Origin of the sequence: Achromobacter animicus, from assembly GCF_902859585.1 — a bacterium.
GTDB classification, from domain to species: domain Bacteria; phylum Pseudomonadota; class Gammaproteobacteria; order Burkholderiales; family Burkholderiaceae_B; genus Achromobacter; species Achromobacter animicus.
This window is the reverse complement of record NZ_CADIJM010000029.1, coordinates 1-14,855: the sequence shown is the minus strand read 5'-3', so window position 1 is coordinate 14,855 and position 14,855 is coordinate 1. Positions and strand designations below refer to the sequence as shown.

The 14,855-nt window shown below is 65.8% G+C and carries 11 protein-coding genes; all 11 read right to left on the bottom strand.

Annotated elements, in window-relative coordinates:
- Window positions 1-614: 614 nt before the first annotated feature.
- Complete coding sequence (locus HV681_RS27470; protein ID WP_175126251.1) at window positions 615-1,865, bottom strand: IS256 family transposase; 1,251 nt, start codon at window positions 1,863-1,865, stop codon at window positions 615-617.
- A 542-nt stretch (window positions 1,866-2,407) separates the two neighbouring features.
- Window positions 2,408-3,241: a symmetrical bis(5'-nucleosyl)-tetraphosphatase gene (locus tag HV681_RS27465; RefSeq protein WP_175126250.1), complete on the bottom strand. Its 834-nt coding sequence runs from the start codon at window positions 3,239-3,241 to the stop codon at window positions 2,408-2,410.
- Entirely contained in the window at window positions 3,238-4,416 is a 1,179-nt protein-coding gene (lptG, locus tag HV681_RS27460; RefSeq protein WP_175126249.1) for an LPS export ABC transporter permease LptG, read from the bottom strand. Before lptG ends, HV681_RS27465 begins: the two co-directional genes overlap by 4 nt.
- Window positions 4,417-4,509: 93 nt before the next feature.
- Window positions 4,510-5,244: a monofunctional biosynthetic peptidoglycan transglycosylase gene (mtgA, locus tag HV681_RS27455; RefSeq protein ID WP_175126248.1), complete on the bottom strand. Its 735-nt coding sequence runs from the start codon at window positions 5,242-5,244 to the stop codon at window positions 4,510-4,512.
- Window positions 5,245-5,249: 5 nt separating this feature from the next.
- Complete coding sequence (aroE, locus tag HV681_RS27450) at window positions 5,250-6,113, bottom strand: shikimate dehydrogenase (RefSeq protein ID WP_175126247.1); 864 nt, start codon at window positions 6,111-6,113, stop codon at window positions 5,250-5,252.
- Window positions 6,110-7,009 carry a TonB family protein gene (locus HV681_RS27445; RefSeq protein WP_175126253.1) on the bottom strand — a complete coding sequence of 300 codons (900 nt, stop codon included), beginning with the start codon at window positions 7,007-7,009 and terminating at the stop codon, window positions 6,110-6,112. The genes aroE and HV681_RS27445 overlap by 4 nt, the downstream gene beginning before the upstream one ends.
- A gap of 81 nt (window positions 7,010-7,090) precedes the next feature.
- Window positions 7,091-8,179, bottom strand: coding sequence for an ABC transporter ATP-binding protein (locus HV681_RS27440; RefSeq protein WP_175126246.1), 1,089 nt, complete (start codon window positions 8,177-8,179; stop codon window positions 7,091-7,093).
- Entirely contained in the window at window positions 8,172-9,950 is a 1,779-nt protein-coding gene (locus HV681_RS27435) for an ABC transporter permease (protein ID WP_175126245.1), read from the bottom strand. The genes HV681_RS27440 and HV681_RS27435 overlap by 8 nt, the downstream gene beginning before the upstream one ends.
- A 136-nt stretch (window positions 9,951-10,086) precedes the next feature.
- A complete protein-coding gene (locus tag HV681_RS27430; RefSeq protein ID WP_217467873.1) occupies window positions 10,087-11,184 on the bottom strand; it encodes an ABC transporter substrate-binding protein in 1,098 nt (365 codons plus the stop codon).
- Window positions 11,185-11,384: 200 nt separating this feature from the next.
- A complete protein-coding gene (locus HV681_RS27425) occupies window positions 11,385-13,955 on the bottom strand; it encodes a sensor histidine kinase (RefSeq protein ID WP_175126244.1) in 2,571 nt (856 codons plus the stop codon).
- Complete coding sequence (locus tag HV681_RS27420) at window positions 13,942-14,613, bottom strand: response regulator transcription factor (protein ID WP_175126243.1); 672 nt, start codon at window positions 14,611-14,613, stop codon at window positions 13,942-13,944. Before HV681_RS27420 ends, HV681_RS27425 begins: the two co-directional genes overlap by 14 nt.
- Window positions 14,614-14,855: the final 242 nt, after the last annotated feature.

Genomic DNA, 14,855 nt, shown 5'->3' with positions numbered 1-14,855 from the left:
GTCGGTCTTTACCTGAGCGGCATTCCACCTTGCCACAGTGCGGCCACGAAGACAGTTTCTTCGTCACGGGTGTCGTGCAGGACGACTATTGAGCTTCAGATTCCCTCGGGCTTATCGACGCCCCGCGCACCCCGGGACGCCACCGCACCGGACTCGAGCAGTAGAAATCTTCCGATAGCTGGGACGGTCAGTGTGCTTGGCATTTTTGCGCAGAGCATTTCGGGCCAGAAGCATCTTGCGTTGCCCGTCTCCGTTCGGCCGCGCGGGCGGCCTCCGGAGACTTACGCGGCGTCTTGCGTTGTGGTGATGACGCTTCGCGCGTAGGTGGCGCTTGGGTGTCAGACACCCGCATAGACGGACTACAGGCTTGAAGGGTGATTCCAGGGTTTCAGACTCCCATCCCTTGGCGAAGGCGCTAGTTTGTCGGGGTGCCCGACACCTTCGTGCGAGCACGGCTCGCTGCTAATCGTCACTTGAACTCAAGTGCCCGATGGGCGGCGCGAACAGGTCGGCAGGTTGTGGCGGATCGTCGCGGCGCCGGGGACTGTCAGTATTTTTGTGTTTGAGGCGTTAGAAGCCTGATAGTTGGTTCTATCAGGCTTATTGATGCTATCTCAGCGATACGGGTCAGTGAAGCGTTCTGCATAAATCACGGCGAACTGGTTCATAGCGGCCTTCCAGTCGTGCGTGTCGCTGCCCCAGGTCCCGGTGATGTTGCGTAGGACCAGCCACAGTAGCTTGGTGGCGGCTTCATCGCTTGGGAAGTGACCTCGCGTTTTCACCGCACGGCGCAGTTGGGCATTGATGCTCTCGATCGCATTGGTGGTGTAAATCACCTTGCGTATCGCCGGTGGGAACGTAAAGAACGGGATCACACGGTCCCATGCCCGGCGCCATGCGTCTGCGATCGGCGCGTAGCGTTGGCGCCAAGGGCCTTGCTCGAACTGCACGAGCGCGGCCAGCGCTGCCTCCACGGTCGTCGCCGTATAGATCGGCCTCAGTGCCGCAGCCACCGTCCGGCGCTCCTTCCAGCTGGCGTATTCCAGGCTGGATCGGATCAGGTGCACGATGCAAGTCTGCAGCGTCGTGGCCGGGAACACCGCGTTCAGCGCCTGCTCCATGCCCTTCAGACCGTCAGTGACAGCGATCAGGATGTCCTGCGTGCCGCGGGTCTTGAGCTCGTTGAACACCTTCATCCAGAACTTGGCGCCCTCAGTCTGCTCGATCCACAGGCCCAGGATGTCGCGCGTGCCGTCTGGCAACACCGCCAGCGCCAAGTACACGGCCTTGTTGCGCACCACGCCGTCCTCGCGGATCTTGACCCGCAGCGCGTCGAAGAACACCACCGGATACATCGTCTCCAGAGGCCGCGTTTGCCAGGCCGTGACCTCGTCCATCACCGCGTCGGTCACCGAGCTGACGAACTCCGGCGAGACTTCCGTGCCGTACTGCTCGAGCAGAAACCCTTGGATCTCGCGCACCGTCATACCGCGGGCGTACATGGCGATGATCTTGTCGTCGAACCCGGTAAAGCGGCGCTCGTGCTTGGGGATCAGGATCGGGGCGAAGCTGCCATCGCGGTCGCGTGGGATCTCCACCCGAAGCGGCCCATCATCGGTCAGGACTGTCTTAGAACTCTTGCCGTTGCGTTGATTGGTGGCCTGCTCCGGGCGCTCGCCGCCCGCCGGGTAGCCCAGATGGTGGCCCAATTCCGCTCCAAGGGCCCGTTCGATCAGCGCCTTCTTAAACGCCATCGACAGGTCCTGCACCTCCTCGGCGGTCATCGGGCCTTTGACGAATTGATCAACCAGCTCGGCGGGAATCGCCGGCAGTTCCCTCAGCGGTGTCTTTTTCTTGGTAGCCATACATGCTCCTTGAGCAACATGTTAGGCCCCAAACACAAAATTTATGACACTCCCCGGCGCCGCCCATCACCGCCCCACCCACCGTGACGGCGGACAATTAGCAAACCAATCCCCGCCAGCGCGAAGCGCACCCCGCTACGACGTCCCACAGACCCGATGCCGGGTTGCCGCCGTCCGGGCGGCAGCAACCCGGCGGCCCCGCAGATCCCCTTCCCTGAGCACAGGTCTTGTAGCGCCACAAACCAAAGACCCTCGTAGCACGGCGTCGTGGTCACCGGGGAGGCGAGCGCCGTCGATGCGCCCGAGGGAATCTGAAGGGAGCCGAAGGCGGACGAAGATGACGAGGGGGAAGTCCGGAGCGAAGGCTCCGGACCGCAATCGTGGGCGATCGCCTCCCCGGTGACCGCGGCGTCGGGCGACCTACGAAGATCTGACGAAGCGACCTACGAAGATCTAACGAAGCAACCGATGAAGATCCAAAGAATCAACGCAAGAAGATCCAAAGAAAACGCCCGACAAAGCTCCAAGCAGACCCCTACGGATCACTCCGCCAAAGGATCCTGAAACTGCGAACACTTAACCTGCACGAGCTTCCGATCCTGCAACCGCAACGCAGTCAACGACCCACCCCAAACACATCCCGTATCCAGGCAGATCACGTCCGGCCGCTGCAACAACCCCAGCGTCGACCAATGTCCAAACACCGTCGTGACATTACGCGTCGCCCGATTAGGCACATCGAACCAAGGCACCAGCCCCGGCGGCCAAGCCCCCGGCGTCACCTTCGTTGCAAACTCCATGTGCCCGTTCGGCGTGCACAAGCGGATCCGCGTCAGCGCGTTGATGATCACCCGCATCCGCTTGCCGCCCTTGTGGTCTTCCTTCCAGGTGGCCGGCTCGTTGCCGTACATCTTTTGAAGCGCCTTCTGCCAGTTCGGGCCGCGCAGGGCGTCCTGCACTTCGCCGGCCAGGGCCAGCGTCTTGGCCACGTCCCACTTGGCCAGCGTGCCAGCATGGACCAGCAGATGGTTCTGCTCGAAATGCGCCAGCGGCCGGAAACGCAGCCAGTTGAGCAGGTCAGTGGCGTCCGGCGCGCGCAGGATGGATTCCAGCGTGTCCGATTTGGACGGTTTGCGCACGCCCGCGGCCGCGGCCAGCAGGTGCAGGTCGTGGTTGCCCAGGACGACCGTCGCGCGATCACCGAGGTCGATGATGCGGCGCAGGGTTTCGAGCGACTGCGGGCCGCGGTTGACCAGGTCGCCAGCGAACCAGAAGCGCGACTTGGGGTCGCCAACCAGGTCGGGGTGGGACAGCAAGCGATCCAGCGGCGAGCAGCAGCCCTGCACGTCGCCGATCATCCAGATACTGCCGTTCATGCGGGACTCTTGCTCCAGGGCCAACGTTGTTGGACGAGACGGGTGATGGTGTGGCGGTATTCCATGTAGCTCATGGCGCCCAGCGCCAGCGCCATGGCGCCCAGGTTCGGGCCCAGGGCGGTCAGCCAGGGCGGCCACTTGCCCAGCATGCCGACGTTCAGCGCAAGCTGGTTCAGCATGAAGAAACCCACGCCCAGCAGGATGCCCACGAAGACCTTGGCGCCGACGCCGCCGCGGCGGGTTTGCATGAGGCCGATGGGGGCGGCGATGGTGATCATTACCAGCAGGGTGAAGGGGTAGGCCAGTTTGCGCCACAGGGCGACGACCTGGCGGTCGTATTGAAGCTGGTTGTCCCGCAGGTATTCCACGTAGTCGAGCAGCGTGACGATCGACATGCGTTCTGGCGTCAGCACGCGCGCCAGCAGGCGTTCGGCGCTGAGGGTGGTGTCGATGGAGCGTTCGGGCAGCTTGATGACGGTGGCCGGCGGATTTTTGGGCGGGCGGGCGTTGGCGAGCGCCTCGGCGGCTTCGGCGTCCAGGCGGGTTTCGGAGACGTCCTTGAGCACCAGGTCGCCGCGCGTGAACGAGCCCGTGGGGGCGGTGGACAGCGCGGACAGCGTCAGGTCTTTCTTGAATTCGTAGAGGGTCACGCCCGCCACCTGGCCGTCGCCCTTCAGTTCGGCGATGTTGATGATGCGGGTGCCGCCATTGGCGGTGGGTTCCTTGAACCAGTAGCCGCTCTTGAGGCGGTCGCCGCCGGCCTTGCCGCGGAACATCAGGTTGGCTTCGCCGGTCTTGACCTCGGCCCAGGGCGTCACGTATTCGGACAGCAGGCCCGCGCCGATCATCAGGGGGATCGTGACGATCCAGAGCATCCGCAGCAGCTTCATGCCGCTGACCCCGGAAACCCGGAGGATGACGAGTTCGTTGCGCTGGGCCAGGCCCGCCAGCGCCAGGATGGCCCCGATCAGGAGTCCGATGGGCAGCAGGTCATAGAGACGGGTGGGGATCGCCAGCGCCTGCATGTACAGCAGGGCCATCATGGAGAACTTGTCGCCCACGTTGTCCAGGTCGTCCACCAGTGCGAAGAACGTGAAAAGGCCGAGCAGGGCCAGAAGGACCACTGCGCAAGAGCGATAGACCTCTCGGGCCAGGTAGCGACGTGCAGTACGCATGAAGGAAAAAGGAGTGGAGCGCGTAAACGTGAAAGCTTAACAAATCCCGCAGCGGGAAGACGGCCGGCAGGACTGATTTGGCCGGTTCCCCTATCAGGGGATGTCGACCATCTGCATCCGGCGCGTCAGCACGCCGACCCGGGAATTCAGATAGTTGGACTTGCGATGGCTGTCATAGAAGCGCGGGTTGGGCAGCATGGCCGCCAGCCGGGCCGACTGGCTGTTTCCCAGGTTGGCGGCGGTGGTATTGAAATAATGCTTGGCGGCGGCCTGGGCGCCGAATACGCCCACGCCCCACTCGGCGACGTTCAGGTAGAGCTCCAGGATCCGTTCCTTGCTCATGACGTGTTCGATCATGTAAGCCAGGACCAGTTCCTGGCCCTTGCGCAGGTAGCTGCGAGAACCTGACAGGAACAGGTTCTTGGCTAGCTGCTGGGTGATGGTGGAGCCGCCGCGCATCTTGGAGCGTCCGGCCTCTTCCTGTTTCTGGTTGTATTCCCAGGCCTTGCGGATGGCGTCCCATTCGACCCCATCGTGACCCGTGAAATTGGAGTCCTCGGACGCGATCACCGCGCGCTTGAGCGACCGGTTGATCTTGTCATACGGCACCCATTCGTATTTCAGTTCGATGCCTGGGTCGTCCTTGCGCAGGCGCGATAGCTCTTCGCGCATCATCGCGCTGCTGCCCGGGTCGCGGTAGTTGTACCAGACCACTTGGGCGAACAGCCAAAATTGGTACAGCAGGATCGCGCACACCAGCGCCATCACCAAGCCGGTGGTGATCCGGAACCAATTGCGGCCGCCGCTGCGGCCCGTGCGCGTCGCCATGCCGTTCAGCTTCCGGCGGCCAGCGCCTCGCGCAGCGCTGCCAGGACGGGCGCGGCATCGGGGCGTACGCCGTGCCAGATGAAGAAGCTTTCGGCGGCCTGGCCGACCAGCATGCCCAGCCCGTCGGCCGTCAGGGCGGCGCCGTCGGTCCGGGCCTGCCGCATGAACGCGGTGGGCTGCGCGCCGTACATCATGTCGTAGGCGGCGGCGCCGTCGGCGTACAGGCCGGGCGGCAGGTCGGGCGCAGCGTTCTGCAGGCCGCTGGCGGTGGCGTTGATGACCAGGTTCCAGCCGCCGGGCACGGCGGCGGTGGCCAGTGCGCCCGCGGTCACCCGGGTTTGCGGCGACACGCCGCTCGCGGCCCACGCGGCGGCCAGTTCCTCGGCGCGGGCGGCGGTGCGGTTCACGATGTGGATGCGCGCGCAGCCGGCCTCGGCCAGGGGTTGCAGCACGCCGCGCGCCGCGCCGCCGGCGCCGACCAGCAGCACGGCGGCGCCCGGCAGGCGTACGCCCAGGCGCAGCAGGTCGTTGACCAGGCCCACGCCGTCGGTGTTGCAGCCGTGCCAGACGCCATCGCGCCACGACAGGGTGTTGACCGCGCCCGCCAGCCGCGCGCGATTCGACAGATGGTCCGCCGCCAGCGCATAGGCGTCCAGCTTGAACGGCACCGTGACATTCAGGCCCAGGCCGCCGTCCGCCACGAAGGCGGCGACGGCGTCGGCAAAGCCGTCCACCGGGGCAAGCAGGCGATCGTAGCGCAGCGGCTTGCCGGTCTGCTGCGAAAACATGGCGTGGATCTGAGGCGAGCGGCTATGCGCGATGGGATTGCCGATGACGGCGTAGCGGGCTTGAGGAATCGCCTCGGTCATGGGGCCTGTGTTTCCAGAGTGTCGTTGACGAAATGCCAGGTGCGGGTGATGACCAGCACGTCCGTATCGCGGGCGATATCGGGAGGAAAGGGGGGAAAGGGCGCTGCCAGCTGGACGATGCGGCGCGCCGCCTGGTTCAGGACCGCGTGCGGCGAGGGCTGGTCGATCTCGACCTCGGCGATGCTGCCATCGGCGCGCACCGACACGGTGATGCGCAGCGATCCGTAAATGCGGCCGCGCGCCTCGTCGGGGTAATGCTGGGTGCCGACCGTTTCGATCCGGGTGCGCCAGGCGTCCAGGTAGCCGGCGTAGCGGGACGCCTCGGCAGAGGGGGCGATGAACTGTTTGCGCGGCTCGGCGCTGTACTGCTGGACCCGCGCCGCCAGCGCCGCCACCTGGGCGTTCTGGATGACGCTGGCCTGGTCCTGGGCGTCCTGGCCGACGTCGGCGCCGTCGGGCCACGGGTTGACGGCCTGGCGCTCGGGGCCGGCGTTGTGCGGCGAGCGCAGTTGGGTCATGAGGCGGGCCTGTTCGGCCTCCAGTTGCACCTGGCGCTGGCGCATGGCTTCCAGGACGATGGTCTCGGCCGAGCTGCCGGTCTGGGGAAGGGGCGTGGTGGACACACCGCGGTCGGCGTTGCCGCCGCCCGTCATCTGGTTCTGCGCGACGGTGCGCGGGGTTTCCGGCGGCGTCTCGCTGCGGGCATTGAGCAGCACGACTTCCAGGCTGGTCACGGGCGGGCGCGTCTGCGTGGGCGCGCTGAAACGCCACGCCAGCGCGCCGGCGTGCACCAACAGCGATATCGCGATGCCGATACGCAGGTAGTGCTGGGCGGGGGCGCCCAGCCACCAGAGGTAACGGCTCAGCATGGAGGGGGAATCAGCGCGTTGCACCAGCGCATTGTAAGGCGAGTCCGCACCCGCCGCGCGGTCCGTCCGAAGGCGGTATTCACCCTCGGACGGACGGCCTAGACCCCGTCAGGCGGACGCCCGGGGGAAGATCCAGACCTTGTCGGCGGGCAGCGCGAGGCGGCAGGGGCCGGGCTCGCGGCCTTCGGGACCGTAGGCGCGCAGGGCGAGGCTGCGGGCCGGATCGGCGTCCGGCGTGCGGAACAGGTACTCCCAGCGGTCGCCCAGATACATGCTGGTCAGAAGCGGCATGTCGACGTGGTTGCCGTGCGGGTCATCGGCCAGACGGACCTGCTCCACGCGGATGACGGCGGTGGCGTCCTGGCCTGCGGCGACGCCAGCGCCGGCCTTGCCCCATAGCGACCAGCCGGCGCCCTCGATCCGGGCCTGGCCGTCGCGCAGCTCGGTGACCTTGCCGTCCAGCCGGTTGTTGCTGCCCATGAATTCGGCCGTGAACAGGGTGGACGGCGATCCGTACATCTCCTGCGGCGTGCCCTGCTGCTCGATCTTGCCGTTGTTCAGCAGCAGGATGCGGTCGGAGATCGCCATGGCTTCGCTCTGGTCGTGCGTCACCATCAGCGCGGACAGGCCCAGGCGGATGATGAGTTCGCGCAGGAAGGCGCGCGCTTCCTCGCGCAGCTTGGCGTCCAGGTTGGACAGCGGCTCGTCCAGCAGGATGACGGGCGGGCTGTAGACCAGCGCCCGGCCGATGGCCACGCGCTGCTGCTGGCCGCCGGATAGCGCGTGCGGGTGGCGCTGGCCAAGCTTGCCCAGGCCCAACTGGTCCAGCACGGCCTGCACGCGTTCGCGCACCTCGGCGCCCGGCGTCTTGCGCAGCTTGAGCGGATAGGCGACGTTCTCGAATACCGTTTTATGCGGCCACAGCGCGTACGACTGGAACACCAGTCCCAGGTTGCGCTCTTCGGCCGGGATCTCGGCGCGGGCCGCGCCGTCGTAGACGACGTTCTCGCCGATGGTGATGCGGCCGCGCTTGGGACCTTCCAGGCCGGCCACGGCGCGCAGCAGGGTGGTCTTGCCGCTGCCCGACGGGCCCAGCAGCGACACCACTTCGCCCTGGCGCAGCTGCATCGACACGCCCTTGAGCACCGGGTTGTCACCGTAGTCCAGGTGCAGGTCTTCTACAGAAAGCTCAATCATGAAGTTTGACTCCGAATCGCAGGGCGATGCCCAGGCCGATCACGACCAGAACGATATTGATGAAGGAAAGCGCGGCCACGATGTCGATGGCGCCGGACGCCCACAGCGACACCAGCATGGACCCGATGGTCTCGGTGCCGGGCGACAGCAGATAGACGCCGGTGGAGTATTCGCGCTCGAAGATCAGGAACATCAGCAGCCACGAGCCGATCAGGCCGTACTTGGCCAGCGGCACCGTGACGTGACGGGTGACCTGGCCGCGGCGCGCGCCGGCGGTGCGGGCGGCTTCTTCCAGTTCGGGCCCCACTTGCAGCAGGGTCGAGGAAATCAGGCGCAGCCCGTAGGCCATCCACACGACGGTGTAGGCGAGCCACACGCTGAAGATGGTGCTGCGCAGGGCGCGCAGCCATTCGACAAAGTTCTCGCGCAGCCATTCGGCGAAGGGCAGGGCCGACAGCCAGCCGTTTTCGTCCACGTCCAGCGCGTTGTCCAGCCACATCGGCACGAACAGGAACACCCACAAAAACGCCAGACCGGCCAGCAGGCCCGGCACGGCGCGCGGCACCAGCACGCTGTAGTCCATGAAGCGCGTGACGTTGTCCGGCTTGCGGTGCATGGCCAGGCCCACGAACATGTAGCACATCACCGCCAGCGCGCCGCCGAAGACGCCGATGGCGACCGAGTTGACGATGGCGCGCATCAGGTTGGGCTGCGAGAACACGGTGCGGAAGGCGTCGAGCGACAACACGTCAAAGAGCGAGACGCCCAGCCCCCAGTTGGACACGAACGCGCGCAGCAGCACGCCGGTCAGCGGCACGATGATGGTGACGAACAGCCAGAACGCCACGACCGCGCCCGCGACCCAGCGCCACTTGCCCAGCGGCAGCGGACGCGCACGCGAGGCCTTGCCCTTGACGGTGACGAAGCGGTTGGCGGTGCGCATCAGGCGGCGCTGCAGCATCACCAGCGGAATGGTCATGCAGATCAACACCACGGCCACGGCGGCCATCAGGTGATAGGACGGGATGCCCAGCTTGTTGGTGAGCTTGTACAGGTACGTGGCCAGCACGAGATTGCCTTCCGGATCCCCCAGCACCAGCACCAGACCGAACACTTCCAGGCCCAGGAAGAAGAGCAGCACGGTGGCGTACAGCATGGCCGGCCGCACCATGGGCAGGCTGACCGACACCATCACGCGCAGCGGCGACGCGCCGGCCACGCGGGCGGCTTCCTCCACGTCGGACCCCATGCTGCGCAGCGCCGACGAGATGTACAGGTAGGCGTGCGGCACGTGGGTCAGGCCGGCGATGATGACGATGCTGGTCAGCGAATAGACGTTCCAGGGCACGAAGCCAAGAATGTTCTGCACCCAGGTCGAGAAGAAGCCGACCGGACCGGCCGCGACGACGTAGCCGAAGCCCAGCACCATGGGAGACACGAACACCGGCACCAGGATCAGCGGCTCGATCCAGCGGCGGCCGGGCAGGTCGGTGCGGATCATCAGGAACGCCAGCATGCCGCCCAGCGGAATGGCGATGGCGGCCAGGCCGAATGCCAGGATGAAGCCGCTACGTAGCGCCTTGTAGAAATCGGGATCCGCGAAGATGAAGCGGAAGGCGTCCAGGCTCCAGCTCTTGGACGGGGCAAAGAAGGGCGCCGAGAGAAAACTCTGGATGATGATGAACGACAGCGGCACGTAGATGGCGAGCGCCGTGATCAGCACCACCACGCCGCGTGGCAGGGACTGCCATTTTCTGCGCAATGACTGCATGGGAAATCCTGTGTTCGGAAATGGCGCGGTGGCCGCGCCGCCGGGGCGATGGCCCCGGGGCAGGGTCAGGCGGACGGCGCGCCGTCCGCTGCGTTGGCGGCGGCTCCGGGCCGGGTGACCGTCCGGAGCCCGGGCATCACTTGCCCGCTGCCGCCCGCCATTGCTTGATGAATTCCAGGCGCTTGTTCTGCTCCAGGTAGTCCAGCAGCGTTTCGTTGACCGGAATCGGCTTGAGCGAGGCGCCCAGCTTCTTGGTCATGCCGTCCACGTCGTTGTCGCCTTCGATGTCATCACGCACGGACGCCAGGTCAGCCTGATTGGCCATGATCTCCTGGCCCTTCTGCGACAGCAGGTAGTCCATCCACAGCTTGGCGGCGTTGCGGTTCTTGGCCTTCTTGCTGATGAACGCGACGCGCGACAGCACCAGCGCGTAGTCCGTGGGATAGGCCACGCCCAGCGACGGATCGTTCTTGGCGCGCGTTTCGGCGTAGGAGCCCAGGATGTTGTAGCCGATCAGGTTTTCGCCCGAGGACACGCGTTCCATCATCGTGCCGGTGGACGACTGCACGATCAGGCCGCCCTTGGCGATGTCCTTGAGGGTGTCGAAATACTTGGGATCGTTGGCCTTGTCCTGCACGGCCAGCATGAAGCCGACGGCGGACTTCTCGATGTCGTAGGTGGTGACCTTGTTCTTGAACTTGTCGGGCTGGCTGGCGATCAGCTTGGCCAGCGCGCCGTGCGTCGTGGGCACTTCATTGGCGGGGATAAGGCGCTTGTTGTAGATGAAGACGGCAGGCTCGTAGGTGGTGCCGTAGGCCGAATCCTTCCAGTTGGCCCACGCCGGCAGCTTGCCTGCCTCGGGCGACTGGTACTTCAGCGCGTAATCGGTGGCCAGCTTCAGGGCCGAGTCCATCGACGAGCTCCAGACGATGTCGCCGCTGCCGCCGCCCGCCGCCTGTTCGCTGATGTAGCGGTTGTAGAGCTCGGTGCTGTTCATGTCGTTGTATTCGACCTTGACGCCCGGATACATGGCTTCGAAGCCCTTGATGATGGGGCCGGCGGCCTTGGTGTCGGTGGTCGAATAGATGACGACCTTGCCTTCCTTCTTGGCGCCGTCCAGGATCTTCTGGTAGTCGGCCGGGTAGCCTGCGGGCACTGCCTGCGCAAAGGCGCTGCCGGAGGCGATGGCGAATGCGGCGGCGCAGGCGGCCGCCAGTTTGGACTTGGCAAGCATGGGGGATGTCTCCGATTGATTTGGCTTGTTGCGGACTCTGGGGCCCGCGTGCAGCCATCTTAGGAGTGCGCGTCTGTCGTCGTCCTGTCATGGCGGCAGGCAGCGTCTAGGGGAAATCCCTGGGCATGGCGGCGGGACTTCTTGGGCGTGTCCGTGGTCCGCCCACGTTTTTTTATGTTCGTGGTCGGCGCACGTTTCTATTACGGCCTCTGCGGCGTATCGGTGACGAGCCGTATCCAGTTCTGCACGAAGCGCGAATGCCGCCGCTGATCCAGTCCCACGAGCAGCGCGGGACTCAACACCACCGGCTGCACGATGCCCTGCGACCGCGCGAGCACCGCTTCGGAGGTCCAGCGCCCCGGCGTGTCTTCCATGATGGAGCCCAGCGCGGCATGGCTGGATGCGACCTGCTGGCCGGCGGGCGACAGCAGCCAGTCGACCAGCGCACGTCCCAGATCGGGATTGGGGGCGGTACGCGCGATCAGCACCGAGCGCGCCAGCACGAGCACGTAGTCCTGCGGAAACACCACGCCGATGGGCCGGCCCGCGGCTTGGCGCGACAAGGCGTACGAGCCGAGGATGTTGTAGCCGATGTCCAGTTCGTCGCGCTCGATGGCATCCAGGATCTCGGCGCTGGTGGCCGCCAGCCGCACGCCGGCCTGGCCCATGGCGTTGGCCAGCCCCCAGAAGTTGGACGAGACCAGTTCGTCCTGTTCGGCCAGCAGATAGCCCAGGCTGCTGGCGGCAATGTCGTAGGTGCCGATGCGTCCGCGCAGGCGCAGGGGGTCCTGTTCCAGCAGCCGCAGCAGGTCCTGGCGCGAGCGCGGCACGGCCGCCTCGGCAAAACGCTTGGGGTTATAGACGATGACCGCGGGCTCGAACGTGAACCCGTAGACCTCGTGCCGCCAGATGGCCCAGGACGGCAGCCGCGCGGCGTAGGGCGAGGCATAGCTTTGCGCGTACCCGTCGTTGGCCAGCCGGATCTGCAGGTCGGATGCCGAACTCATCAGCACGTCCACGTCCTGCAAACGCCCTTCGATGGCGGCCTCGTAGAGCTCACGGCTGCCCATTTCGCGGTAGACGACGCTGACGTCGGGGCGGTGGGACTGGAAGCCCTGGATGAGCGGCGCGACGACGGGCGTGTCGGTCGGACCGGCGATGGTGAGGACGCGGGAGGAAGCCTGGGGGGCGGGGTAGCGGGTGATGATTTCTGGGATCTGCGTGGGGCGGGGGGTGTCGGCAGTTTTGGCAGCGGCGGGAGCGGCAACCGGATCTGATGTGACCCGCGCCGGCTCAGCCGCGCCTGCCGCGCGGACCTCGGCGGACGGCGCAGCGAGCAGCAGGCATGCCGTGCAGAACGCCGCCGCGGCTGTGGTCAGCGCGCGCCCGGCGCCGCCGCGCGCCAAGGGCAGCACGACGCGAGCCGTCAGGCCGCCGCCGGGCCGGTCGAGCAGCCACAACGAGCCGCCATGCGCGACGGCCACGGATCGCACGATGGCCAGTCCCAATCCGGACCCGGGCAGCGATTCCCCCGCACGGCCGCGCGAAAACCGCTGCTGTACGGTTTCCTTTTCATCGTCGGCCACGCCAGGCCCGCGATCCGAGACGGTAAGGGCGACACGATATCCGGCAACTGGCATGGCTTGGATCTCAACGGGTCCATCCGGCGCGTAACGCAAGGCGTTGTCCACCAGGTTGCGCAGCATTTCGCGCAATGCGACACGATCCCCTGCGATGCGCGCGCGGCGCACTTCAGGCGCAATGGCGATGCGCAGCCGCTGCGCATCCAGAGGTCCAATGCGCCGGCGCGTTTCGTTGACAGTCTCCGCCACGCCGACAAGCGCGCGGGCGCCCTTGCCCATGCGGTGGGTGATGGTGGCGTCCATGAGCAACTGGTTGATGAGCTGGCTGGCGTGCGTGGCGTTCATATGGATGCGTTCAAGCCGCGCGTGCAATCGCTGCGGATTGGTCTCGTCCAGGGCGACCTCGGCCTGCGCGCGTAGCGACGCCAGCGGTGTGCGAACTTGGTGCGCAGCGTCGGCCACCAGGGTGTTGAGGCTGTCCATGGCGCCGGACAGGCGCTGCATGAAGCCATTGAGCGCTTCAATGAGCCGCCGCACCTCGCGCGGCACGGGCTTGGACAGCGGCTCCAGATCATCGGGCGCCCGACGCCGCAGTTCGCGTTCGACGACGGCAAGCGGCGCAAAGGCGCGCTGGACGCCAAACCACAAGAGGCCGAGCGCGACCAGCGATACGGCAAGCAGCGGCAACACGCTGCGCTGCAGAATTTCACCGGCCAGCGCCTCGCGCGACCCCAACGTCTCGGCGACGCGCAAGGTGACCCAGCCGGCATGCTGGCTGGCGGACACGAGGCGGCCGACAGTCGCAACGCGGATGGGTTCGTCGTGATACCGCAAGTACGTGAAGACGGGCGTGGCGGACTGCGCGAGCGGCAGGCCGGGCGCAAGGTCGCCGTACCCGGTGATGAGCCTGCCGTTGGAGGTGCGCGCCTCGTAGAACACGCGCTCGCCGCCGGACAGCATGGCAAGCGACGAGACTGGCGGCTCGACGGTGACTTCGTTGTCTTCGATCTGAACCGATCCGGCGATGGTCAACGCGGAGGCGGCGAGCAAGCGATCAAACGCCTGTTCCGCAGCACGCTGGGCGTAGCCGCGCAGGAAGAACACCAGCCCGATGAGCGCGCACGCAAGCAACACGGCGCCCAGCGTGAAGACGCGTTGCCGGATGGAGAAGCTTTCAGGGATTTTCATGGCTGCGGGCCTGATACCCGACGCCCCGCACGGTGACGATGTCCACGGACGCGCCGGCCAGTTTCTTTCTCAGCCGCGAGATCAGCAACTCAAGCGCATTGAGCGAGCCGTCGTCCAGGTCGAAGATCTGATTCATGAGGCGTTCTTTGGCGACGGTCTGACCCAGCTTTCCGACCAGAATCTCAAGCAACCGGAATTCACGCCGGCCGAGTTCGAGCGGCGCACCCGCCAGTTCGACATGCCTGTTTGCCAGATCCAGACTGAGATTGCCGTAATGCGCAACACTGGTGGTCTGCCCCGCAGGCCGCCGCAACAGGGCACGCAGCCGAGCTTCGAGTTCGCGCAGGTCAAAGGGTTTGACGAGGTAATCATCGGCGCCAAGATCCAGCATGTCGATCTTGTCCTCGATCTCTGCGCGCGCGGTCATGACGAGCACGGGCGCGTCGAGCCCGGCGGCACGCAATTCACGGATGAGCGTGAAGCCATCCTTGCCGGGCAAGTTGATATCCAGCACGAGCGCATCCCAGGTCTCGTCCAGCGCCCATCGCGAGGCCTGCACGCCGTCATGGACCCACTGCACGCTATGACCTGCCGAACGCAGCTTGCTCTCAACGGCATCGCCAAGATCGAGATTGTCCTCGACCAGCAGAATGCGCATGGTGTCTTCTCCTCCGTTTGCTTTTTTGTTGGGAGTTTAACGGGGAGATCGTTAGCGTTGCGTTGGGATTCGGGTTTGGGGTTTTTCGACTTGGGCGCGTGCTGGTTCTTGAATTTTGGCGGCTTCGGTTCTTGAGGTGTCTGGGGCTAAGGTGAATTGAAGGGTTGTCTCGGCTTGGGAAGGCTGAGTTAGGTGTCTGATAGCGGCCTTCGTGGCGATAGTCTTCGTAGGTCGCCCGACGC